At 62.9% G+C, this 22,274-nt stretch carries 21 protein-coding genes; 13 read left to right on the top strand and 8 right to left on the bottom strand.

What is annotated here, in order from left to right; all coding sequences use genetic code 11:
* Nucleotides 1-28: 28 nt before the first annotated feature.
* Nucleotides 29-1,108 (bottom strand): nitronate monooxygenase, encoded by a 1,080-nt coding sequence (locus tag QZ190_RS07495; protein ID WP_291915155.1) that lies wholly within the window; start codon nucleotides 1,106-1,108, stop codon nucleotides 29-31.
* Between the two features lie 47 nt (nucleotides 1,109-1,155).
* On the bottom strand, nucleotides 1,156-3,837 hold the full coding sequence (locus tag QZ190_RS07500; protein WP_291915156.1) for a response regulator: 2,682 nt from the start codon (nucleotides 3,835-3,837) through the stop codon (nucleotides 1,156-1,158).
* 270 nt (nucleotides 3,838-4,107) lie between these two features.
* Between QZ190_RS07500 and hpaR the strand changes: the two genes are divergently transcribed.
* The 11 genes from hpaR to QZ190_RS07555 all read left to right on the top strand — a co-directional run bounded on the left by hpaR (nucleotide 4,108) and on the right by QZ190_RS07555 (nucleotide 13,493).
* On the top strand, nucleotides 4,108-4,602 hold the full coding sequence (hpaR, locus tag QZ190_RS07505) for a homoprotocatechuate degradation operon regulator HpaR (RefSeq protein ID WP_291915157.1): 495 nt from the start codon (nucleotides 4,108-4,110) through the stop codon (nucleotides 4,600-4,602).
* Nucleotides 4,599-5,231 (top strand): fumarylacetoacetate hydrolase family protein, encoded by a 633-nt coding sequence (locus tag QZ190_RS07510; RefSeq protein WP_291915158.1) that lies wholly within the window; start codon nucleotides 4,599-4,601, stop codon nucleotides 5,229-5,231. The genes hpaR and QZ190_RS07510 overlap by 4 nt, the downstream gene beginning before the upstream one ends.
* Nucleotides 5,228-5,998, top strand: a complete 771-nt coding sequence (locus QZ190_RS07515) for a fumarylacetoacetate hydrolase family protein (RefSeq protein ID WP_291915159.1) — start codon at nucleotides 5,228-5,230, stop codon at nucleotides 5,996-5,998. The genes QZ190_RS07510 and QZ190_RS07515 overlap by 4 nt, the downstream gene beginning before the upstream one ends.
* On the top strand, nucleotides 5,995-7,464 hold the full coding sequence (gene hpaE, locus QZ190_RS07520) for a 5-carboxymethyl-2-hydroxymuconate semialdehyde dehydrogenase (protein ID WP_291915160.1): 1,470 nt from the start codon (nucleotides 5,995-5,997) through the stop codon (nucleotides 7,462-7,464). The genes QZ190_RS07515 and hpaE overlap by 4 nt, the downstream gene beginning before the upstream one ends.
* A 2-nt stretch (nucleotides 7,465-7,466) precedes the next feature.
* Nucleotides 7,467-8,393, top strand: a complete 927-nt coding sequence (gene hpaD, locus QZ190_RS07525) for a 3,4-dihydroxyphenylacetate 2,3-dioxygenase (protein WP_291915161.1) — start codon at nucleotides 7,467-7,469, stop codon at nucleotides 8,391-8,393.
* Between the two features lie 12 nt (nucleotides 8,394-8,405).
* Nucleotides 8,406-8,837, top strand: coding sequence for a 5-carboxymethyl-2-hydroxymuconate isomerase (locus QZ190_RS07530; RefSeq protein ID WP_291915162.1), 432 nt, complete (start codon nucleotides 8,406-8,408; stop codon nucleotides 8,835-8,837).
* Between the two features lie 9 nt (nucleotides 8,838-8,846).
* Nucleotides 8,847-9,662 carry a 2-oxo-hept-4-ene-1,7-dioate hydratase gene (hpaH, locus tag QZ190_RS07535; RefSeq protein ID WP_291915188.1) on the top strand — a complete coding sequence of 272 codons (816 nt, stop codon included), beginning with the start codon at nucleotides 8,847-8,849 and terminating at the stop codon, nucleotides 9,660-9,662.
* Between the two features lie 167 nt (nucleotides 9,663-9,829).
* Entirely contained in the window at nucleotides 9,830-10,645 is an 816-nt protein-coding gene (hpaI, locus tag QZ190_RS07540; protein ID WP_291915163.1) for a 4-hydroxy-2-oxoheptanedioate aldolase, read from the top strand.
* Between the two features lie 166 nt (nucleotides 10,646-10,811).
* Entirely contained in the window at nucleotides 10,812-11,600 is a 789-nt protein-coding gene (locus QZ190_RS07545) for a class II aldolase/adducin family protein (RefSeq protein WP_291915164.1), read from the top strand.
* On the top strand, nucleotides 11,597-12,580 hold the full coding sequence (locus QZ190_RS07550; protein WP_291915165.1) for a 2-dehydropantoate 2-reductase: 984 nt from the start codon (nucleotides 11,597-11,599) through the stop codon (nucleotides 12,578-12,580). The genes QZ190_RS07545 and QZ190_RS07550 overlap by 4 nt, the downstream gene beginning before the upstream one ends.
* A gap of 4 nt (nucleotides 12,581-12,584) precedes the next feature.
* Nucleotides 12,585-13,493 carry a DMT family transporter gene (locus tag QZ190_RS07555; protein ID WP_291915166.1) on the top strand — a complete coding sequence of 303 codons (909 nt, stop codon included), beginning with the start codon at nucleotides 12,585-12,587 and terminating at the stop codon, nucleotides 13,491-13,493.
* A gap of 14 nt (nucleotides 13,494-13,507) precedes the next feature.
* Here the strand turns inward: QZ190_RS07555 and QZ190_RS07560 are convergent, their stop codons facing one another.
* Nucleotides 13,508-14,413: an NAD(P)-dependent oxidoreductase gene (locus QZ190_RS07560; RefSeq protein WP_291915167.1), complete on the bottom strand. Its 906-nt coding sequence runs from the start codon at nucleotides 14,411-14,413 to the stop codon at nucleotides 13,508-13,510.
* Between the two features lie 120 nt (nucleotides 14,414-14,533).
* On the opposite strand from QZ190_RS07560, the gene QZ190_RS07565 reads away from it, so the two are divergent.
* Nucleotides 14,534-15,220, top strand: coding sequence for a YggS family pyridoxal phosphate-dependent enzyme (locus QZ190_RS07565; protein ID WP_291915168.1), 687 nt, complete (start codon nucleotides 14,534-14,536; stop codon nucleotides 15,218-15,220).
* 30 nt (nucleotides 15,221-15,250) lie between these two features.
* Here QZ190_RS07565 and QZ190_RS07570 read toward each other — a convergent pair whose 3' ends face one another.
* Both QZ190_RS07570 and QZ190_RS07575 read right to left on the bottom strand, forming a co-directional pair.
* The gene (locus QZ190_RS07570) at nucleotides 15,251-17,557 is read right to left on the bottom strand and encodes a TonB-dependent siderophore receptor (protein ID WP_291915169.1); all 2,307 of its coding nucleotides are present in this window, start codon (nucleotides 17,555-17,557) and stop codon (nucleotides 15,251-15,253) included.
* A 64-nt stretch (nucleotides 17,558-17,621) separates the two neighbouring features.
* Nucleotides 17,622-18,626 carry an asparaginase gene (locus tag QZ190_RS07575; protein WP_291915170.1) on the bottom strand — a complete coding sequence of 335 codons (1,005 nt, stop codon included), beginning with the start codon at nucleotides 18,624-18,626 and terminating at the stop codon, nucleotides 17,622-17,624.
* Between the two features lie 98 nt (nucleotides 18,627-18,724).
* Here QZ190_RS07575 and QZ190_RS07580 point away from each other — a divergent pair, with 98 nt between their 5' ends.
* On the top strand, nucleotides 18,725-20,521 hold the full coding sequence (locus QZ190_RS07580) for a carboxyl transferase domain-containing protein (protein WP_367114234.1): 1,797 nt from the start codon (nucleotides 18,725-18,727) through the stop codon (nucleotides 20,519-20,521).
* A 58-nt stretch (nucleotides 20,522-20,579) separates the two neighbouring features.
* Here the strand turns inward: QZ190_RS07580 and QZ190_RS07585 are convergent, their stop codons facing one another.
* The 3 genes from QZ190_RS07585 to QZ190_RS07595 form a co-directional block, all read right to left on the bottom strand.
* Nucleotides 20,580-21,197: a BON domain-containing protein gene (locus tag QZ190_RS07585; protein WP_291915172.1), complete on the bottom strand. Its 618-nt coding sequence runs from the start codon at nucleotides 21,195-21,197 to the stop codon at nucleotides 20,580-20,582.
* The gene (locus QZ190_RS07590) at nucleotides 21,198-21,782 is read right to left on the bottom strand and encodes an SIS domain-containing protein (protein WP_291915173.1); all 585 of its coding nucleotides are present in this window, start codon (nucleotides 21,780-21,782) and stop codon (nucleotides 21,198-21,200) included. It lies immediately after the preceding gene.
* Nucleotides 21,783-21,874: 92 nt separating this feature from the next.
* Nucleotides 21,875-22,264: a YraN family protein gene (locus tag QZ190_RS07595; protein ID WP_291915174.1), complete on the bottom strand. Its 390-nt coding sequence runs from the start codon at nucleotides 22,262-22,264 to the stop codon at nucleotides 21,875-21,877.
* Between the last annotated feature and the right edge of the window lie 10 nt (nucleotides 22,265-22,274).

A 22,274-nucleotide genomic window follows, 5' to 3' on the forward strand; every position in this document is an offset into this window, starting at 1 on the left:
TTCAGGCCGTCAACACCCGTCTGCGCAGTCAGGCTCCGACGCCCGTCCCTTCGTGCAAGGATGCGCTGAGCCAAGCCTGCACCCACTCGCGCGTGATGTCACTCGCACTCAGGCTGCGCGCGCTCGATGCGTTCTGGCCAGACCACAGGGGCGTGAAGTCGCTCAGGCCTTGTGCTTCGGCGGCGGCCCGCAAAGGCGCGATGGCCGCAGTGGCCAGAGGAAATGCAGGGGCCGCCTCATTCAAAGGCCCCAATTCACGCATCAGGCGGTTGACGATGCCGCGCGCCGGACGGCCGCTGAACAAGGTGGTCAAGGCGGTGTGCTGGGCAGCAGGTGACTGCAAGGCGGCGCGGTGCAACGGGCTGGTGCCCGCTTCGTGGCTGCACAAATAGGCCGTGCCGATTTGCACCCCCGAAGCGCCCAACTGCCGGGCTGCCGCCACGGCTTGGGCCGTGCCCACACCGCCCGCAGCGATCACCGGCACATCCACAGCCTGCACGATTTGGGGCAACAAGGCGAAAGTGCCCATTTGCGTGCTCAGGTCGTCCGTCAAGAACATGCCCCGGTGCCCACCCGCCTCCAGCCCCTGGGCGATGACCGCATCGGCGCCGTGCGCCTGCAGCCAGCGGGCTTCTGCCACCGTGGTGGCCGATGACAGCACGAATGCACCCCAGCTTTTGACGCGCGCCAGCAAATCGGGCGCGGGCAAGCCAAAGTGAAAGCTCACCACCGCGGGGCGAAACGCCTCCAGCACATCGGCGCTGTCGTGCCCGAAGGGCACACGCCCTGGGCCCCCTGGCATTGGGGATGCGTCCAAGCCAAACTCGCTGTAATACGGCGCCAGGGCCTTGTGCCACCCAGCTTCACGCTCAGCATTCGGCGTGGGCTGCGCATGGCAAAAAAAGTTGACGTTGTAGGGCGCAGGGGTGGCTGCCGTCAGCGCCTGGAGTTCGGCCTGCAAGGCGTCCGGGCTGAGCATGGCTGCGGGCAAAGCCCCCAGCCCCCCGGCCTGGCACACGGCCAAAGCCAAGCGGTGGTTTTGTGCGCCCGCCATGGGGGCCTGAAAAATGGGCGCTTTAAGACCCAAGTGTTGGAGGAGTTGTGACATGGCCGCACTTTAATGCCTGCGCCGTGTGTCTGCACACCCCCAAGCTGTCAGGCCGCGAGTTGGCGAGGAAACTCTTCGCGCAGCAAACCCCTGATTTCATGGCGCAGCGCATCCACGGCAATGGGCTTGGACACATAACCGTCCATGCCTGCGGCCAGATAGCGCTCCTTGTCACCCTTGAGGGCATTGGCCGTGACGGCAATGATGGGCGTGCGTTTGAGTTGCTGGTTTTTCTCCAGCGTGCGGATGATTTCAGCGGCTTCCACCCCGCCCATTTCGGGCATGTGGATGTCCATCAGGATCAGATCGAACTCACGGGTTGAAAAAGCTTCGATGGCCTCGATGCCGTTGTTGGCGATGCTGACCTCGTAGCCCATGCGCTGCAACAAAATGGTCTCAAGGGTCTGGTTGATCGGCGTGTCTTCGACCAGCAATATGCGCTGCGATTTGAAAGAGGGCGCGGGCGCGGGAGCGGGGACGGATGCAGAGGTGGCCATGGTCTGCGTCAAGCCGTTCAAAACACCCACCATTTCGTTGACGTCGATCGGTTTGACCAGAAAGCCCTGAATGCCTTGCGGGTCCAACTGCTCCTGGCTGATTTGCTCGCTCAGGGCCCCCATCATGATGATGGGCATTTGCGCCGCTGAAAACAGCTGCCTCAACTGCGCGGCCAAAGCGAAGCCATCGATGTCGGGCATGTTCACATCAATCAGGGCGCATCGGGCTTGGCGCAACTGGGGCGAATGCAGCGCCTGTGCAGCGCCGTCCACGGCGGCCGTGTTCAGACCCAAGTTTTGCAGTTGGTGACTGAGTACCTTGCGGCTGCTGGCGTTGTCATCCACCAGCAAAAGCGTTTGACCGGCCCAGGTTGCGGCCAAGGATTGCGCGCTGGCAGACGCATCGACCAAGGTGTGCAACTGCACATTGAAGCTGAAGGCGCTGCCATGCCCGAGTTGACTGCTCACGCTGATGTCGCCCCCCATCATGCGCACCAGGCTGCGGCTGATGGCCAGGCCCAAGCCTGTGCCGCCGAATCGTCGCACCGTGCTGGAGTCGGCTTGGGTGAACACATCAAAAATCAGGGCCTGTTTGTCGGGCGCAATGCCGATGCCGGTGTCTTTGACGGTGAACTGCAGCCAGACGCCATCGCGGTTAGGCGGGGTGACCATGGGTTTGATGCACAGCAAAATTTCACCTTGCGCCGTGAATTTGATGGCATTGCCCAGCAAATTGGTGATCACCTGCTGCAGGCGCAGGGGGTCACCAATGACCTCGTCGGGCACGTCGCTTCCCAAATCGCAAACCAGTTCGAGCTCTTTTTCACTGGCCCGCAAAGACAGTGTGCGCGTGGCCTGCCGAATCAGGCTGTGCAATGAAAACGGGTGCGGGTCCAGACTGAGCTTGCGCGCCTCGATTTTGGAAAAGTCCAGGATGTCATTGATCACGGCCAGCAAAGAGTGCGCCGATGTCGAGACCATGTCCAGGTAACTTCTTTGCTCAGCCGTCAAACGGGTTTGCAGGCACAGCTCGGTCATGCCCAGAATGCCGTTCATGGGCGTGCGGATTTCATGGCTCATGTTGGCCAGAAAGTCACTCTTGGAGGCATTGGCCGCTTGCGCGGCATCGCGCGCCCTGGCCAGATCTTTTTCGGCGTGGATGCGCGCATCCACGAATTCATTGAAAGCGTGCGTAACCGTCTGGATTTCATGACCGCCCACTTGGGCAATGGGCGCGACGACCTGACCATCGCGCATGCGGGCAGCCGTCTGGTGCATGGCCTGGGCCAAACCATCCAAAGGCCGCACCACGCGTGCCACAAAAATCCACAGCAATGGCACCATCACCAGCAGCAACAGGCCACTGAGACCCAGCATTTTTCGGTAAAGGTTTTCCACAGGCGCAAAGGCCTCAGCAGAGGGCACCACAGAAGCCACAATCCAGCCTGTGGTCGCCAGTTTTTTGAAGGTGAACAAGCCCTTGACGCCGCGCGTGTTGTAGCCCTCTTGCGTGCCTTCGAAGCCTTTCATGGCATTTTCAAACGGGATGTTGCCGCTGTTGGGCGGGACGGTCTTGAAAATCAGCGCTGGATCGGGGTGGGCAATGCGCAGACGGTCCTGACTGACCAGGTAGTAGTAGCCGGTCTCGCCGTTCTTGCGGCTGGCAATCGAGCCCAACAAATTGGGCTTGTAAAGGTTGAGAACCCCGCCCATGATGCCCACCAACTGATCGTTGGCGTCTTTGATGGGCGCGGCCACGACCACAATGGGCTGTTGTGTGGCCCGCCCCAGAATGGGCGTGGAAATCACAGGCTTGCCTGTCTTGATGACGCCTTGTATGTAGTCGCGGGTCGACATGTCCAGCGTCCTGCGCCCTGGCTTGACCGGCCAGTCGACCAAAAGGACACCCTTGGCGTCGAAAACATAGAGATCGTCAAACACCGTCAGCAAAGCCTTTTCGTCCTGGACAAACTTTTCAAGGCTGTCCAGCTGTCCCATCGAAGCCATGGGCACATTGCGGGCCACTTGGGCCAACATGCTGATGCTGTCCTGGAGTTTTTCATCGAGGTGGCTGGCCAATTCACTCAGCTGGCGAAACTCGTGCTTTTCAATCCTCTGCACGATGTCTGTTCGCATCACCTGAAACTGCAGGGCAAATTGGGCCAGCAGCAGCGCGACGGCCAGAGCCATGGCACCGAGGGACAGTTGTAATTTGAGGCTGAGGTTTTTCATCGATCGTTCAAGCCTGCGGCGTGATCCGGTGTGTTGACTGACTGGCCATGAAAGTAATCCGCGAACAAGGCTTGCCGTGTGACAGCCAAGAGGTTCAATTGCGCTCGATTCTAGTCTCGCGCCCCATTTACCAATACCAAATAACACATATTTACCAATTTATACCCCCATAAGAGCACCATTCCCAAGACCACATCTGTTCATCAACTTGCACAAACAAGGGAAAACACGCAGACGAAGCCCTCGCCAATCAATTAACATATTAAATAAATGCCAACCACACCCTTCATCCACCGCAACCTGCCCCGCCTGCTTCTGCAGGCGCGCGAGTCGGTCATGGGCCACACCCGGCCCAGCCTGCGCGAGCACGGCCTGTCTGATCAACAGTGGCGGGTGCTGCGAGTGCTGGGCGAACACGCACACAACAGCGCCGGGGTAGAGACCGGGCGTGTGGCCAAAGAGGCGTTTTTGCTGGGCCCCAGCCTGACGGGTGTGCTCACCCGCATGGCGCGTGACGGCCTGATCGAGCGCCAGCGCTGCCCGCAAGACGCGCGCAGGACGGTGGTGCGCGCCACAGCGCTCGGGCTGGCCAAGGTGCAGGCCTTGTCGCACAGCATCGAAGCCCACTACGCCTGGATGGAAGGGCAACTGGGCAAAACCGCCTTGCAGGATTTGTATGGCCTGCTTGATCAACTGATCGCCCTGGAGGGCGATGGGCCAACCGAGCCCGCCGAGTCCACCCGCCACAAGAAAGCTGCACCATGAAACATTGGCAACCCGCGGGCACCGTGTACGGCTGCCTGCTGAATTTTCAGCGTGAATGGGACCTGTGGGCCCCGCGCATGGCCCAAGACCCGCACAAAGGCCCACCCCGGGCACCCGTGCTGTACGTCAAATCGGCCAACACCTTCAACCCGAGCGGCACATTGATGCTGCAAGACGGGGTCAAAGAGGTGGACATCGGTGCCACGCTGGGCCTGGTGATGGGCGACCATGGCACACCGAACAGCGTGGTCCTGCTCAACGACTGGTCGGTGCCGCACGACAGCTATTACCGCCCACCCGTCAAATTCCGTTGCCGCGATGGTTATCTGGGCTGCGGCTCCCCCCCGGTGCCTTGGACCCAACTGAACCTGGCATCGCTGAGCATCACGGTGCAGCTCAACGGCCAGCGTGTGCAGACGGTGCGGCTGTCTGAGCTGGTGCGCCCGGTCGAGCGCCTGCTGGCCGATGTGGGCGAGTTCATGAGCCTGCAAGCGGGCGATGTGCTGATGTTGGGCACCGATGTGCTGGCCAATGGCCAAAGGCCCCGCGCCCGAGCGGGTGACACGGTGTGCCTGAGCGCCCCCGGTTTTGCCCCATCGGTCCAAACTGTGCAGGGAGAGGCCACATGAAACACGCACGCATTGCCTGGTCGGGTGCCATCCAGCAGGCTGTTGAGTCCGATGGCCAGTTGCTGATCACCCAAGGCCCACACAAAGGCCTGCGCGTGGATTTTGACGAGGTGGTCTGGTTGCCGCCACTGGTGCCCGTGGCGCAGCCACGCACCGTGATCGCGCTCGGCCTGAACTACGCCGACCACGCCAAGGAGCTCGCCTTCAAAGCCCCCGAAGAGCCGCTGGCCTTCATGAAAGGCGAGGCCTCGCTGATCGGACACAAGGCCCTCACAAAGCGCCCCGCGGATGTGGCCTACATGCACTACGAATGCGAACTGGCCGTGGTCATTGGCCACACCGCCCGCCGCGTGAAGAAAGCCGATGCCTACGACTTCGTGGGCGGCTACACCGTGGCCAACGACTACGCGATCCGCGACTACCTGGAAAACTGGTACCGACCCAACCTGCGGGTGAAAAACCGAGACACCTGCACGCCCATCGGCCCTTGGTTGGTCGATGCCGCAGATATCCACAACCCCATGGCCCTGAAATTGCAAACCACCGTGAACGGCCAGGTGACACAAAGCGGCAACACCGCCGACATGGTGTTCGATGTGCCCACGCTGATCGAGTACTTCAGCAGCTTCATGACGCTGAACCCCGGCGACCTGATCCTCACGGGCACGCCCGACGGCATCGTCAATGTGAACCCCGGGGACGTGGTGGTCACCGAGATCGAAAGCATCGGGGCACTCACCAACACCATCGTGAAAGCACAACCATGAAAATCGACCACCTCATCAACGGCACCCAAGTCGCGGGCAGCGACTATTTCGAGACCATCAACCCCGCCACGCAAGAGGTGTTGGCCGAAGTCGCCTCGGGCGGCGAAGCAGAGGTCAATGCCGCCGTCGCAGCCGCCAAAGCCGCCTTTCCCAAGTGGGCCGCTACGCCCGCCACCGAGCGCGCGAAGATCATGCGCAAGTTGGGCGACCTGATCACCAAGCATGTGCCAGAAATTTCGGAGACGGAAACCAGGGATTGCGGCCAGACCATCAGCCAGACCGGCAAGCAGCTGGTGCCGCGTGCGGCCGACAACTTCCACTACTTTGCCGAGATGTGCACCCGCGTGGACGGCCACACCTACCCCACGCCCACGCACCTGAACTACACCCTGTTCCACCCGGTGGGCGTGTGCGCGCTCATCAGCCCCTGGAACGTGCCCTTCATGACCGCCACCTGGAAGGTCGCGCCGTGCCTGGCTTTTGGCAACACCGCCGTGCTCAAGATGAGCGAGTTGTCGCCCCTGAGCGCAGCACGTCTGGGCGAGCTGGCGCTCGAAGCGGGCGTGCCCGCAGGCGCGCTGAATCTGGTGCACGGCTACGGCAAAGAGGCGGGTGAGCCGCTGGTCTCGCACCGCGATGTGCGGGCCATCAGCTTTACCGGCTCCACCGTCACGGGCAACCGCATCGTGCAGAGTGCGGGCCTCAAGAAGTTCAGCATGGAGCTCGGCGGCAAAAGCCCCTTTGTGATCTTTGAAGACGCTGATTTGGACCGCGCGCTGGATGCGGCCATCTTCATGATCTTCAGCAACAACGGCGAGCGCTGCACCGCAGGCAGCCGCATCCTGGTGCAGCAAAGCATCTACGCCGACTTTGCCGCCAAATTTGCAGCGCGCGCCAAACGCATCACCGTGGGCGACCCGCTCGATGAAAAAACCATCGTCGGCCCGATGATCTCCAAAGCCCATCTGGCCAAGGTGCGCAGCTACATCGAGCTGGGCCCCAAAGAGGGCGCGACCATGCTCTGCGGCGGACTGGGTCAGCCCGGCTACGCCGCCGATTTGCCCGCGCATGTGAAGCACGGCAACTTCGTCTGGCCCACCGTGTTCGCCGACGTCGACAACCGCATGCGCATCGCCCAAGAAGAAATCTTTGGCCCCGTGGCTTGCCTGATCCCCTTCAAGGACGAAGCGGACGCCATTGAAAAAGCCAACGACATTGAATATGGCCTCTCCAGCTACGTCTGGACCGAGAACCTGGGCAAAGCCCACCGCGTGGCCGCTGCGGTCGAGGCCGGCATGTGCTTTGTCAACAGCCAAAACGTGCGTGACCTTCGCCAGCCCTTTGGCGGCACCAAGGCCAGCGGCACCGGCCGCGAAGGCGGGACCTGGAGCTACGAAGTGTTTTGTGAGCCCAAGAACGTGGCGGTCAGCCTGGGCGGCCACCACATCCCGCATTGGGGGGTCTGACCATGGGACAACTCGCCCTCGCCGCCAAAATCACCCACGTGCCCAGCATGTACCTGAGCGAAATTCCCGGCCCGCGTTTTGGCACGCGCCAAAGCGCCATCGACGGCCACCATGAAATCAGCCGCCGCTGCCGCGCCATGGGGGTGGACACTTTGGTGGTGTTTGACACCCACTGGCTGGTCAATGCCAGCTACCACATCAACTGCGGCCCGCACTTCAAGGGTGTGTACACCAGCAACGAGCTGCCGCACTTCATCAGCAATATGGCGTTTGAGTCACCCGGCAACCCTGTGCTGGGTCATTTGCTCGCCCAGGTGGCCAACGACTACGGTGTGGAAACCCTGGCGCACGACGCCACCACCTTGCAGCCTGAATACGGCACGCTGGTGCCGCTGCGTTACATGAACGCCGACCAGCACTTCAAGGTGGTCTCCGTCTCGGCTTTGTGCACCTCGCACTACTTGGCCGACAGCGCCCGTCTGGGTTGGGCCATGCGCGAGGCGGTGGAAAAGCATTACGACGGCAAGGTGGCGTTTTTGGCCAGTGGCTCGCTCTCGCACCGTTTTGCCCAAAACGGCCTGGCACCAGAGTTTGCCCACAAGATCTGGAGCCCCTTTCTGGAACAGCTCGACAAGCAGGTGCTGCAGATGTGGGACCAGCGCGAGTGGAAAGCCTTTTGCGAGATGCTGCCCGAGTACGCCAGCAAGGGCCACGGCGAAGGTTTCATGCACGACACCGCCATGCTGATGGGCGCCTTGGGCTGGACGGATTATGACGGCGGCGTGGACATGGTGACGCCCTACTTTGGCGCCTCGGGTACCGGACAGCTGAACGCCATTTTTGAAGTGACGCCGCAAAAAGGCGAACACATTCCCCAAGCCGTGGCCAGCAGCGCCGCCGGTTACACCGCCGTCAGCACCCGGCTTTGAGGAGAACGACGCATGCCCCACCTCGTGATCCTCTATACCGGCCAGCTGGACACCGAAGTCAACATGACCAGCCTGTGCCGCCAGATGGCCGACGCCAAGCTCACCGTCAAGGACGAGGAAGGCAAACAGGTCTTTCCGACCGGTGGCACCCGCGTGCTGGCTTATCCTGCGCCGCATTACGCGGTGGCCGATGGCGGGGCAGCGGGGCGCGAAGCCGGTGGCACGGGCGACTACGCTTTTGTGTACCTGAACCTGCGCATGGGCCGAGGGCGCAGCGAGGCCGTGCAGCAACGCGCCGGGCAAACCCTGCTCGAAGTGGCCAAAGCTTTTTTCGCGCCCGTGATGGCGCAGCGCCACATCGGCATCACGATGCAAATCGACGTCGGGCCCGAAGTGTTTGACGCCAAGCACAGCAACCTTCATCCGCTTTTCAACAAGGTTTGAGCCATGTCCGTGTTCACCGAAGACCAAATCCAACAGCTCGCGCACGAGCTCAACCAGTCCGAAAAATCACGCACGCAAATCGAGCATTTTTCCAAGCGCTTCCCGGGCATGACCATCGAAGACGGCTACCGCATCAACCGCGCCTGGATGCAGCTCAAGTTCGCCGAAGGGCGCACCATGATTGGCCACAAAATTGGGTTGACCAGCCGCGCCATGCAAGTCTCCAGCCAGATCGACGAGCCCGACTACGGCACGCTGCTCGACGACATGCTCTACACCTGCACGCCCGGTCAGGTGCTCGACATTCCCTTCACCGATTTCATCGCGCCTCGTGTCGAGGTGGAGCTGGCCTTCATCCTGAAAAAGGAACTGCGCGGCCCCAACGTGACGGTGCAGCAAGTCCTGGAGGCCACCGAGTATGTGACCCCTGCGATCGAGATCATCGATTCGCGCATCGAGCAGTTCGACCGCCACACCAAAGTCATGCGCAAGGTGTACGACACCATCAGTGACAATGCGGCCAATGCGGGCATCGTGCTCGGGGCCAAGCGGGTCGACCCGCTCACCACCGACTTGCCCTGGTGCGGTGCGGTGCTGCGCCAAAACGGCGTGGTCGAAGAAACGGGTCTGGCCGCGGGCGTGCAAGGACACCCGGCTGTGGGCATTGCTTGGCTGGCCAACAAGCTCGCGCCCTGGGGTGAACACCTGCAGGCGGGCGAAATCGTGCTGGCCGGCTCGTTCACCAAACCGGCGGTGGCCAAAGTGGGCGATGTGTTTGAAGTGGACTACGGACCGCTGGGCAAACTGGAGTTTCGGTTTGTTTGAGCCTTTGGATGCGTCTGCAGTGGCTTCGTCTTGCGATAGCGGGAGGCTGCTGGGGCCGGGGTGGCGGCCCGAGCTCAGAGGCGCTTCGCTTTGCCACATCGCCCGAGCCGCCACCCCGACCCCAACATCCTGTGAGTCATTTGGCCTTTAACGAGAGGAACTTCACCATGAACACCCCTGTGAACTTATTCAAACAAGCCCTTCAAAACAAGCAACCCCAAATCGGTCTGTGGATGGGCCTGGCCAGCGCCTACACCGCAGAAATCTGCGCCCTGGCGGGCTTTGACTGGCTGGTGATCGACGGCGAGCACGCGCCCAACGACCTGCGCAGCATCCAGGCCCAACTCCAAACCCTGGCCGCTTACCCCACCAACCACCCGGTGTGCCGAGTGCCTGTGGGCGAGACGGCACTCATCAAGCAATACCTCGACCTCGGGGCGCAAAACATTTTGGTACCCATGGTGGACACGGCCGAGCAAGCGGCGCAATTGGTTCAGGCCATGCGCTACCCGCAAGATGATGGGCAAGGCGGCGTACGCGGCATGGCTGGGGCACGGGCCTCGCGCTGGGGCCATTACCCCGATTACTTCAAGCGAGCCAACGAAGAGGTTTGCCTCCTGGTTCAAGTCGAATCGCGCGAAGCGCTGAAGAACCTCGACGCGATTGCCGCCACGCCCGGCGTGGACGGTGTGTTCATCGGTCCGGCCGACCTCTCGGCCTCGATGGGCCACGTGGGCAACGCCGCGCACCCCGAAGTGCAAGCGGCCATTGAAGACGCCATCGCCCGCATCTTGAAAGCAGGCAAAGCCCCGGGCATCCTCACGCCTGACCGCGCCCTGGCCGAGCATTACCTGAAACTGGGTGCGGTGTTTGTGGCCGTGGGCCTGGACACCCAACTCTTGATGCGCCACACCACGGATTTGGCGGCGCATTTCAAGTCGAACTTGCCAGCCACTGCACCCGTCAAAGGTGCAACGTATTAAGTGGGATCTGACACCGATGAATCCCTGTCATGCCGGACTTGATCCGGCATCCAATTGACCACAGTGGCCAACATGGACCCCGGATCGAGTCCGGGGTGACGAGCTTGGGGTGACAAAGGCAAAGATCTGGTTCTGGATGACACTCAAAAACACAAGGAAACCGCACATGTTCCCCACCCCCCAACCCTTGGTGCCCTCGCTGCAAGCGCAGGTGCACCCCGACGAATGGCAAGCGCGTTTGCAGCTGGCCGCTTGTTACCGTGTCTTTGCCCTGCTCGGTTGGACCGAGATGATCTACAACCACATCACGCTGCGCCTGCCCGACAGCGTCACGGGGGGTGAGAAACACTTTTTGATCAACCCCTTTGGCCTGCATTACAGCGAGGTCACGGCCAGCAACCTGGTGAAGATTGATGTTCAAGGACGCAAACTCGATGGCTCGCCCTACCCTGTCAATCCGGCGGGTTTCACCGTGCATGCGGCGGTGCACGAAGGCCTGGCCGGGGCGCACTGCGTGATGCACACCCACACCACGGCAGGGGTGGGCGTGGCCTGTTTGCAAGGCGGTTTGCAGCAGACCAATTTTTACAGCGCCCAGCTGCACAACATGGTGGCTTACCATGACTTTGAAGGCATCACCATCCACTCCGAAGAAGCGCCGCGCCTGCTGCGCAGCATCGGCGACAAGCAGGCCGTCATCCTGCGCAACCACGGCCTGCTGGCCTGGGGCCACACCTTGGCACAGACTTTTGCGGTGCTCTGGACTTTGCAGCGTGCTTGTGAAATTCAGTTGGCCACGCTGAGCATGGGCCAGCCCATTGTGGTGCCCGAGGCCGTTGCCGATCAATGCACTCGGGACGCCTTGCAGTTCAACCCGAACCACGGCGCGGGCCAAGACGTATTTCAATCGCTGGTGCGCCAAATTGACCGGCAAGACAAAGGGTGGAGAGCATGAAAGTCTGTATCTACGGCGCAGGCGCCATTGGCGGCTGGATCGGGACGCACCTGGACCAGCAAGGCTGCAGCCTGAGCGCGGTGGCGCGAGGCGCCACACTCGAAGCCCTGCAACAAAACGGCCTGGTGCTGCTGCAAGGCGACCAGGAAATTCGCACCTCTTTGGTGGCACGCGAGAACCCAGCCGATCTGGGCGTGCAAGACCTGGTGATCGTGGCCGTGAAAGCCCCCGCCATGGCCGACGTGGCCCGGCGCATCGGGCCACTGATCGGCCCCAACACCGTGGTGCTCACGGCCATGAACGGCGTGCCTTGGTGGTTTTTGCAAGGCTTTGGGGGCTCCTTGTCGGGCACCACTTTGCAATCGGTAGACCCGTCGGGCGTGATTGCCCAGCACATCCCCGCCGACCGTGTGATCGGCTGTGTGGTGCACGCGAGCTGCTCGGTGGACATGCCCGGCGTGATCCGGCACCACTTTGGCAACGGTTTGATTTTGGGCGAACCCTCTGGGGCAGACACAGCGCGCCTGCGTGACCTGGTGGCGCTGTTGACGCAAGCCGGTTTCAATGCCACGGCATCCGCGCAAATCCAGAAAGACGTTTGGTACAAGCTCTGGGGCAACATGACCATCAACCCCATCAGCGCCTTCACCGGGGCCACGACCGACGTGATCCTGGACGACCCATTGGTGCGCGGCTTTGTCTCCAGCGTCATGCTCGAAGCCAAGGCCATTGGTGAGCACATCGGCATCCCGATTGCGCAAACCCCCGAAGACCGCCACGCCGTCACACGCAAACTCGGGGCCTTTCGCACCTCGATGCTACAAGACGTGGACGCTGGCAAACCGGTCGAGCTCGATGCCCTTGTGGCCTCGGTGCAGGAGTTGGGCCAGCTGACCGGTGTGGCTACGCCCTTCACCGACGCCCTGCTGGGCCTGAGCCGCCTGCATGCCAGGGGTTTGGGGCTTTACCCCGCGGCATGAAGGCATGGCTTTGACCACCCCTGCGCGCTTGAGCGGTGCCGCCTTTGGCACCTTGCTGCTGGTCGCCTTCATGATGGGGGCCAACCATGTGGCCGCCCGCACCGCTTTCAACCACGGTCTGGATGTGGTGACGGCGGTGACGGTGCGCAGCGTCATCACGGCCACCGTGGTGGCGCTGATTTTGTGGCAGCAGAAGGTGGCGTTTCGTGTCTTGCCCGGGCAACGCAAATACTTGGGCGCGGTGGGCCTGCTGATCGCGGTGCAAAGCGTGTGCCTTTACTCGGCTGTGGCGCGCTTGCCGGTGGCGCTGGCCTTGCTGGCCTTCAACACGTACCCGCTGACCACGGCCTTGTGGGCCAGGATTTTGTACGGTCACCAACCGGAACGCGCTGTCTTGTGGGCCATGCCGGTCATGATGGCCGGACTGGCCTTGGCGCTGGACGTTCTGGGCGCGGCCTCGGGCTTGGGCGCGGCGCGTCACTGGGCTGAAATCGGTGCGGGAGTGGGTTTTGCCCTGGCCGCATCGGCCACCTTTGGCCTGGCGCTGGTGCTCACCCAGCACGAGACGGTGGGCGTGGACGGACGTCTGCGCACCTTCACCACCATGGCCACGGTGGGCGTGCTGGCCGCCAGCGTGGCGCTCACGCAAGGCGGGTTTCAGTGGCCGCAGGCTATGCCCGGTTGGTGGGGGCTGGCCGCACTCACCTTTTTGTACGGCACCGCTTTCACCATCATGTTCACCGTGCTGCCCAAGCTGGGTGTGGTGGGCAACTCGGCCATCATGAACGTGGAGCCCATCTTTGCGCTGGTGCTGGCTTGGGCGCTGCTGGGTCAGGCCATCGCCCCCATGCAATTGCTGGGGGCGGCGGTGGTGGTCGCCACGGTCATGTGGCTGGGCTTGCGCAAGCCCTGAGGATCAACTCAGATTCAGCGCAGGCGGCGGATCAGGCTGGAGGTGTCCCAGCGGCCACCGCCCATTTTTTGCACATCGGCGTAAAACTGGTCCACCAGGGCGGTCACCGGCAGACGGGCACCGTTGCGCTTGGCTTCGTCCAGCACCAGGCCCAGGTCCTTGCGCATCCAGTCCACGGCAAAGCCAAATTCGAACTTGTCGTCGGCCATGGTCTTGCCACGGTTGTCCATCTGCCAGCTTTGCGCCGCGCCCTTGCCGATCACGTCCAGCACCTGGTGCATGTCCAGCCCGGCTTGCTGGCCAAAGGCAATGGCTTCAGACAGGCCTTGCACCAAACCAGCAATGCAGATCTGGTTGACCATCTTGGCCAGCTGGCCCGCACCCGAAGCACCGAGCAAGGTGAAGGCACGCGAAAACGCCATGGCCGCAGGCTTGACCGCGTCAAAAGCGGCCGCATCACCACCGCACATGACGGTGAGCAGGCCATTTTGTGCGCCCGCCTGGCCGCCGGAGACCGGTGCGTCCACAAAGTGCAAACCCAGCTTTTGGGCTTCGGCGTACAGCTCACGGGCCACTTCGGCAGACGCCGTGGTGTGGTCCACAAAGATCGCACCGGGCTTCATGCCGGCAAACGCGCCATCTGGCCCCAAGACCACGCTGCGCAGGTCGGCATCGTTGCCCACACAGGCGAACACGATGTCGGCACCGGCAGCCGCCTCACGCGGCGTGGGTGCGGTGGCGTTGCCGGGGCACTCAGCGGCCCAAGCAGCAGCCTTGGCGGCGCTGCGGTTGTAGACGGTGACGTGGTGCCCGGCACGCGCCAAGTGGCCCGCCATGGGGTAGCCCATCACGCCCAAGCCCAAAAAGGCGACTTTCTTGGCGGGGGTGGCGTCGTAGGTTTTGGCTGCGATTTGGCTCATGGTTGTCTCGTTGTGGAGTGGATAAAAGGGCTATTTTGGCAGCCTGTTGGTGTTCTGGTGCGCACCAGGTGCTTTGGCTGTGTCACGGGGTGACAGGGACGCTTTTGGTACGCTCAGGCCATGAACCCTTCGATTGCCGACAACATCGCCCGCGTGCAGGCGCAGATTTTGGCCGCTTGCCACGCCGCGGGCCGCGCACCGGGCAGCGTGCGCTTGCTGGCCGTGTCCAAAACCTGGGGGCCCGACGCGGTGCGTCAGGCCCATGCCGCAGGATTGACGGCCTTTGGCGAAAACTACATTCAGGAAGCGGTGGACAAAATCACCGCCTTGCGCGATTTACCCCTGGAATGGCATTGCATCGGGCCGATCCAGAGCAACAAGACCCGCTTGGTGGCCGAGCATTTTGACTGGGTACACAGCGTGGACCGCCTCAAAATTGCCCAGCGCCTGTCCGAGCAACGCCCAGCCCAACTGCCACCCTTGCAGGTCTGCATTCAGGTGAATGTGGACGGTGGCGAGACCAAATCGGGCGTGAGCCCGCAAGAGCTGCCGGCGCTGGCGCAGGCTGTGGCCGCTTTGCCGCGCTTGCAGTTGCGCGGACTCATGACCATCCCCGAGCCTGCCGAGACCGACGCCCAGATGCGCGCCGTGCACGCCCAGGCCAAGGCCCTGTTTGAAACCCTGCGCCAGCAAGGCCTGCTGCTGGACACCTTGTCGATGGGCATGAGCGCCGACATGGCTGCCGCGATTGCCGAGGGCAGCACCATGGTGCGGGTGGGCACGGGTATTTTTGGCGCGCGGCATTGAGGCCAGACACCAAGGGCCTCAGCTGCGGTCTCAGAAACGGTAATGCACCCTGAGTTTCAGGCTGCGCCCCACATCTTCCAGACTCAAGCGGTCACCGCCCTGCAAGGCCTGAACAGTGGCCAGCGCATGTGAGCGACCGCTGTCGGTGACATCTTGCAACCACGCGCTCACCGTCATTTGGCGGCTCAGTGCCCACTGCCCGCCCAGATCGAGCTGCCAGTGGCCAGACACCTGGCGGGTCTTGCCCGCGCTGTCGGCCGACAGGGGCCAGTTCGGGGCTTCACGGTAGGCCGAGGTGTAACGCCAACCGCTCATCAACACCCAGTTGGCCCACTCCAGGCTGGCACCCCCCACCCATTGGTGCCGAGGGGTCACGGTTTGGGTGATGCCAGACACCTGCGCCAAGTCCGACACCGTGCGGCCCGTGCGAGCTTCTTGCAATTCGGACTTCAGGTACAGCACACCCTTGAAGCTCAAGCGCATCAGGCCGGCATCGGTCGGCACACGCCACTCGGTGTCGAAGTCGATGCCTTGTTTGCGGCTGCGCCCTAAGTTGGTGGCCACCAACTCCAGATAAGACCCAGCGGCATCACTGGCCCATTGGCTCTGGTCGCCCAAGGCACGTCGCACATCGATTTGCCACAGGTCTGCACCCCAAGTCCAGCGCGGCTGTGGCTCCAGCCTGAAACCCCAGCTGGCATGGGTGGAGGCCTCGGCTTGCAACTGGGCTTGACCCCGGCGCTGCACGCGCCACTGGCTCAGGCGGGCCGGGTCCCACAACAGCCCACTGCGGGTGATGCCCGGGTTGAGCTGCTCCAAACCCGGGGCCCTGAAGCCGGTGCCCAAAGAGGCTCGCATGAGAAACGGGGTCGAGGGCCGCCACCTCCAGGCCAGTTGCCCGGTCTGGGCTCCGCCCACGTCAGCGTATTGGTCATGCCGCAAGGAGGCACTCACTTCATGGTGTTCGGCCAGCGGTGTTTTGAGCTCGGCATGCACCGCCCATTGCTGCCGCTGGGCAGTCCAAATGCTGGCGGCAGGCGGGGTCATTTGGCTGCTCAAGTATTCTTGCCGCCAATCCCAGCCCAAAGCCAAAGTCCGAGGGCCTTGGGACGGGCTGTCGAGCTCGCGCTGCACTTGCACGTTCAAGGTGTGCAGGCGCGTGTCGTGGCGCTGCTCGGCCAAAGCAGGCAGGTCCTTCAAGGCCAACCAGCGGTCTTGCACGAGCCGGTCCAGGGCATCGGGCGCAGGCCCCAGTGGCAGCGGTTTTTCTTGTTGCCGAGCCTGGCCACTGGAGGCCGAAGCCAACAGGTCCCAGCCCTGCCATGGCCCTTGCAGGCCCAAACGCCATTGGTGCATGCCTTGGCGTTCACTGGGCACCCACGACCACGGGCCGGGGCGTCCATCGACCGGAAACTGGATCGCCGCATCCGCAGCCAAGATCTGGCTGACAGGGGCTTCCTGGGTGCCCAGCAGGTGCGCAAACCCGGTCCAGGGTCCGCTCAAGGTCCAGTCACCGCTCATGAACCACTGGCTGCGCGTGCTGGCGGGGGCCACGCGCAAGGCCTGCAAGTCGGGCGACCACAGCGCGCCATGCCGGCGCGACAGCGCCGCGTGCAGCTGCAGGGCATAACCGTCGGTGCGCAAGCTGCCATGGCCCCAGGCCACATTCAGCCCTTGGCCTTCGCCCCCTCCCCGGCTGGGGTGCAAGCTTTCAGCACCCATGGCCAGCCCACGCGTGCTGCGGGTGCGGATGTTGACAACCCCCGCGATACCGTCAGAGCCCAAGGCACTGGAGGCACCCGGCGTTTGCACTTCAACGCGGTCAATGGCCGACAAGGGCAAAAAACGCAGGTCCAGCGCGTCCGATCGGCCACGCCAGCCTGACGGCCCCAGGCCCGGCAAACGCTGGCCATTGAGCAACACCAGGGTGCCCGCTGCATGGCCATGCACCGACGCCAATCCCAAGGGGCCTGACAGGCCGCCGGCCTGGTGCTGCAACAGTGCAGGCAATTGCTGGAGCAGTTCACCCGCGAAGGACGCGGGGCTACGCTCCACTTCGCGCCGACAAATCACCTCCATCGGCTGGGCCAATTTGGCTTGCGCATCGGTGATGGCCACCCCCTTGATTTCAACCTCGTCAAACTGCCGGAACTGCAAGGGCGCTGCGGTGACAGTGATCTCACATTCGGGGCTGGGCACCGGCACACCCGCCGCGCTGTCCTCTGGGCTCAGCGCTTTGTCGGGTGACGCCACCGCAGCACTGCAGGCGAACCCGCAAGCCAGCAACACCCAGATGGAATGAGACCGCATGAAGCCACTGCCATTGGTTTTTTTCATGTCACAGCCCTCCAGAACTGAGGGTCATTAGAAAATAAAAGCAAGCGCTGTGCACGCCCAAACGTCACGCTTTCAATTTAAAAAGACTTTTTCGTTCACCCACCGGCACCCCTGCCACATTCAGCAGCACCTGCGCGCGCCAGGGCTCCAGCTCCTGGCGCTGCGCATCGTCCAACCAACCCAGTTGGTCCAAGGCCTCTACGGTCGCGGCAAACAGCGCCGCTTTGTTGCCATCCATGATCTTGATGGCCAGGGCCTGGCCCCTTGAACGGCTGCCTACCACCTGGACGCCGTCTGCGCCCACCTTGGTCACCCAGTCGCCCCGACCGGCGCGCATGAAATCGGCATCGTTGCGCCCGGTGCCCGAGACCAGCTCGGGGTGAGCGCTCATGGCTTGGCCCAGCTGTGCCAGGCTCTCGCCATACAAGGCGTCGGATTCGGGCTGCGCCAGCCGTGCGTAGCTGCGCGCTAAGCGTGACAAGGGCATGGCGTAATTGGGGGCCGAGCAGCCGTCGATGCCCAGCGCCAGCTCTTGCTCATCCAAGCCCGCCAAATGCGCCACGGCCTGGCGAATCTTTTGTTGCAGCGGGTGGTCCACCTCGGTGTAGCTGTCGGTGGGCAGACCGTGCTGCACGCAGTACGCCAAAAAACCGCTGTGCTTGCCGCTGCAGTTGTGGTGCCGCTCGTCGTAGGCAAAGCCCTCAGGCATGGGGCGGTCAAAAAACGTGAAGCGGTAAGGCACATGGCAGCCGCAGCGCATCTGGCGCGTGCTGCTGCCACTTTTGCGCAGGATGGACGTGACCTGCTCAACGTGCATGTCCTCGCCGTTGTGGCTGGCGCACATCAGGGCCAACTCTGTCGGTGTGAAGCCAAAATGCGCCACGCCGCCCGACTGGATCAGCGGCAGCGCCTGCATCGCCTTGAGGGTGGAGCGCGTGAAGCACAGCCAGTGCGGGTTGCCCACTTGCGCCAGCACGCGGCCCTCGGTGTCGGTCACGGCCAGTGCGCCCATGTGCACGCACTCCTGGATGCCGTTGCGGGTGAGTTCAATCAGGGGTTCAAAGTTCATGGTTTGGTTTGTTTGCGACAAGAAAAACCCAGTTTAAATTGTCCCGGACTTGACCCCCTGTCGCACGGGCAGCCCCGCACAATGAATGGATGCAAAACATCCATTCCCCCCTACAGGCGCAACTGGTTCAATGGTTGGTGGCCCCCGGCGCGAACGTGGCCGATGGCGACGTGTTGGTGATTCTGGAAGCCATGAAGATGGAGCACGAAATCCGCGCCACCCAGGCCGGGCGTGTGGGCGAGCTGTACTTTCAGGCAGGCGAGGCGGTGACCGAAGGCGAGGTATTGTGCTCGCTCATGCCCGTGACAGATGCGGCCTTGCAACCCTTGGCTCCTGCCGCCAGCACGGCAACTGCCCCCCTTTCAAAGGACCGCGCCGACCTGCAAAAGCTGCAGGCCCGCCTGGCCTTCACCCACGACGCGGCACGCCCCGAAGCCGTGGCCAAACGGCACGCCATGGGCCTGCGCACCGCCCGAGAAAACATCGCTGATCTTTGTGATGAAGGCTCATTTGTCGAATATGGCGCCCTGGCTGTGGCCGCACAAAGCCGCCGCCGCAGCGCCGACGATTTGATGCGCAACACGCCCGCCGACGGCATGGTCACCGGCATTGGCACAGTCAACGGTCAGCGCGTGGTCGTCATGGCTTACGACTTCACCGTGCTGGCCGGCACACAAGGCATGCGCAACCACCAAAAGACCGACCGCATGCTGGGTGTGGCCCTGCACAACCACTTGCCCGTCGTGCTGTTTGCCGAAGGTGGGGGCGGCAGGCCGGGTGATGTCGACGTCGCCATCGTGGCGGGCCTGAACCTGGCCACCTTTGCCTCGTTTGCGCGCCTCAATGGCCGCGTGCCAGTGGTGGGCGTGGTGGCCGGGCGCTGCTTTGCAGGCAATGCGGCGCTGCTGGGCTGCTGTGACGTGATCATCGCTACAAAGGACAGCAACATCGGCATGGGCGGCCCGGCCATGGTCGAAGGCGGGGGTTTGGGCGTGTTCAAACCTGAGCAGATTGGTCCGAGCGAAGTGCAGCACGGCAACGGCGTGATCGATGTGCTGGTCGATGACGAAACGCAGGCCGTGGCAGCAGCGCGGCATTACCTGTCGTTTTTTCAAGGGGCTGTGTCGCCATGGCAGGCTCCGGACGCCGAAGCCCTGCGCCATGTGGTGCCCGAAAACCGCCTGCGCGTGTACGACACCCGCGCCGCCATGCAGGGCATCGCCGACGAGGATAGCCTGTTGATGCTGCGCACGGGTTTTGGCGTGGGCATCCACACGGCCTTGGCCCGCATCGCAGGCCGCCCGGTGGGCCTGATGGCCAACAACCCACTGCACCTGGGAGGCGCGATCGATGCCGATGCCGCCGACAAAGCCGCCCGCTTCATGCAGCTGTGCAATGCGCACGGTTTGCCCATCGTGAGCCTGGTGGACACGCCCGGCTTTATGGTCGGGCCGGACACAGAAGCCACGGCGCAGGTGCGCCATGTTTCGCGCATGTTTGTGGCGGCTGCGCACCTGCGGGTGCCGCTGCTCAGCGTGGTACTGCGCAAGGGCTACGGGTTGGGCGCGATGGCCATGACGGGTGGGGGCTTTCACGAAACCCTGGCCACGGTGGCATGGCCCACAGGCGAGTTTGGCGGCATGGGCCTCGAAGGCGCGGTGCGCCTGGGTTACCGCAAAGAACTAGAGGCCGTGCCCGAAGGGCCTGAGCGCGAAGCGTTGTTTGAGCAGCTGCTGGCGCAGCAATACGACAACGGCAGCGCCATCAACATGGCCGCCACGCTGGAGATTGATGCGGTGATTGACCCGGCCGATACACGCGAGTGGCTGGTGGCAGGCCTGGAAGCAGGGCGCGTGCGGCCCTGTGATGGCAGCTTGGCCATAGACACCTGGTGAGGCGGGCGGCCTGGGCAGCAGGCCCCGCACGACGGCGCGCCTGCTGACGTCAAGCAGATTACTTGGTCGGACGGCTCAGGCGCTGCAGTTCCTGCTCGGAAATTTCCTCAAACACGCGCACCACCTTGGTCACGCCGCTCATGCCGCGGGCAATGTCGGTAGCGCGCTTGGCCTCGCGCGAAGTCACGCGGCCCATCAGGTAAACGATGCCGCGCTCGGTCACCACTTTGATGGCGTTGACCTGCAAATCTTTGGCGTCCACAAAGGCGGCTTTGACCCTGCCGGTGATGACCGTGTCTTTGGAACGCTGCGTGAGAGAACTGACCGGCATCACAGCCAGATCGTTCACCACAGCGTTCACGTTTTCCTGACTCTGGGCCAGTTTTTCGGCACGCTCCTTGTCGGCGGCGGTGCGCACCTCACCACTGAGCAAGACCTGGCGGTTGAAGCTGGTCACGTTCAGGTGGATGCGATCACCCATTTCATTGCGCACGGCGCTGGCCACCTTGATCTCGATGCTCTCGTCCTCGACCTGTGTGCCCGTGGTGCGACGGTCCGTGGCCATCACACCGGTCATGACGGCGCCTCCCACGATCAAAGGCGCGCAAGCACTCAGGCTGGCCAAAGAGGCCAGCAACACAGCACCATAGACCACGGTTTGAAGTTGACGTTTCATTTAAAAAGACTCCTGTTCACCCAACAACTGGGTGTCAATGCCATCACACAAACAGTGCAGCACCAACTGCTGCACCTCGCGAATTCGGGCCACGCGCTCGTGGGGCACGCACACGTGCACATCGGTCTCGCGCAGCTGCCGGGCCAAGGCCCCGCCCTGATGCCCCGTGAGCGCCACAACGCTCATTTCGCGCTCGTGCGCGGCCTGCACGGCCTGCACCAACGCGGACTCCGCCCCTTGGGCGCTGATGAGAAAAAGCACGTCCCCGGTGTGGCCCAAGGCCCGCACCTGACTGGCCAAACCTTGATCCTCGGGCCACAAGCTGGCCATCTGGGCATCGGCCGACAAGGCCATGGCCGACAGGCCCGGTCTTTCGCGCTCAAACCCGCCCACCAGCAAACCCGCCAGATACTGCGCCAAGCCCGCAGATGCGCCCAGCCCACCGGTCAGCACTTTGCCGCCACCCGTGACGCAAGCGAGCACAGCCTGCACGGCCGCATCGACCGGTTTGGCCAAACCTTCGGCCACCTGGTAGTGCAGGTCGGCACTGTCAATGAAATGCTGTTGAATGCGCAGGTCTAACATAGGGCGGCATGATAACCCCGTCAGCCTGCTGCAAGGCCTATTGACTGTGCGAGTGTGTGTCCAATCACTTCAGGCGCACAGTCAAAGCCACTTCAACCGGCATCAAAGGCTGCCTGCAGCCACTGCGGTCCCTGGCCCTCCAGCGTCACCACATCAAAGCGGGCCGGCGGCAATTGCCGCCAAGTCAGCAGGTAATGCCGGGCCGCAAAAATGATGCGCCTTTGTTTGACAGGGCCAATGGTGGCGGCGGCACCGCCAAAGTCGCTGCGGCTGCGTTTTCGCACCTCGACAAATACGACGGTGCCGTCCGGGCATTGCATGATCAGGTCAATCTCGCCCCCGCCTCGGCCCGGGGTCCGATAATTGCGCTGCAGCAGCCGCAAGCCGCGCTCTTGCAAAAAGGCCAGCGCCTCGTCTTCGCCCGCATCGCCCCGGGCTTTGGTCGTGGGGGGGCCTACCTTGTCTTTTTTGAGGAATTGCATTGACTCCGTC

Origin of the sequence: Limnohabitans sp. (assembly GCF_017848645.1) — a bacterium.
In the GTDB taxonomy this organism is placed as follows: Bacteria; Pseudomonadota; Gammaproteobacteria; order Burkholderiales; family Burkholderiaceae_C; genus Limnohabitans_A.

Bases quoted from the DNA above. Each gene is read 5' to 3' on its own strand.
- hpaI (WP_291915163.1), top strand. From the start codon at position 9,830: ATGAACACCCCTGTGAACTTATTCAAACAAGCCCTTCAAAACAAGCAA.
- hpaR (WP_291915157.1), top strand. From the start codon at position 4,108: ATGCCAACCACACCCTTCATCCACCGCAACCTGCCCCGCCTGCTTCTG.
- QZ190_RS07515 (WP_291915159.1), top strand. From the start codon at position 5,228: ATGAAACACGCACGCATTGCCTGGTCGGGTGCCATCCAGCAGGCTGTT.
- QZ190_RS07585 (WP_291915172.1), bottom strand. From the start codon at position 21,197: ATGAAACGTCAACTTCAAACCGTGGTCTATGGTGCTGTGTTGCTGGCC.
- QZ190_RS07510 (WP_291915158.1), top strand. From the start codon at position 4,599: ATGAAACATTGGCAACCCGCGGGCACCGTGTACGGCTGCCTGCTGAAT.
- QZ190_RS07555 (WP_291915166.1), top strand. From the start codon at position 12,585: ATGGCTTTGACCACCCCTGCGCGCTTGAGCGGTGCCGCCTTTGGCACC.
- QZ190_RS07545 (WP_291915164.1), top strand. From the start codon at position 10,812: ATGTTCCCCACCCCCCAACCCTTGGTGCCCTCGCTGCAAGCGCAGGTG.
- QZ190_RS07565 (WP_291915168.1), top strand. From the start codon at position 14,534: ATGAACCCTTCGATTGCCGACAACATCGCCCGCGTGCAGGCGCAGATT.
- QZ190_RS07530 (WP_291915162.1), top strand. From the start codon at position 8,406: ATGCCCCACCTCGTGATCCTCTATACCGGCCAGCTGGACACCGAAGTC.
- QZ190_RS07550 (WP_291915165.1), top strand. From the start codon at position 11,597: ATGAAAGTCTGTATCTACGGCGCAGGCGCCATTGGCGGCTGGATCGGG.
- hpaE (WP_291915160.1), top strand. From the start codon at position 5,995: ATGAAAATCGACCACCTCATCAACGGCACCCAAGTCGCGGGCAGCGAC.
- QZ190_RS07570 (WP_291915169.1), bottom strand. From the start codon at position 17,557: ATGAAAAAAACCAATGGCAGTGGCTTCATGCGGTCTCATTCCATCTGG.
- QZ190_RS07560 (WP_291915167.1), bottom strand. From the start codon at position 14,413: ATGAGCCAAATCGCAGCCAAAACCTACGACGCCACCCCCGCCAAGAAA.
- QZ190_RS07500 (WP_291915156.1), bottom strand. From the start codon at position 3,837: ATGAAAAACCTCAGCCTCAAATTACAACTGTCCCTCGGTGCCATGGCT.
- QZ190_RS07590 (WP_291915173.1), bottom strand. From the start codon at position 21,782: ATGTTAGACCTGCGCATTCAACAGCATTTCATTGACAGTGCCGACCTG.
- hpaD (WP_291915161.1), top strand. From the start codon at position 7,467: ATGGGACAACTCGCCCTCGCCGCCAAAATCACCCACGTGCCCAGCATG.
- QZ190_RS07595 (WP_291915174.1), bottom strand. From the start codon at position 22,264: ATGCAATTCCTCAAAAAAGACAAGGTAGGCCCCCCCACGACCAAAGCC.
- QZ190_RS07575 (WP_291915170.1), bottom strand. From the start codon at position 18,626: ATGAACTTTGAACCCCTGATTGAACTCACCCGCAACGGCATCCAGGAG.
- QZ190_RS07495 (WP_291915155.1), bottom strand. From the start codon at position 1,108: ATGTCACAACTCCTCCAACACTTGGGTCTTAAAGCGCCCATTTTTCAG.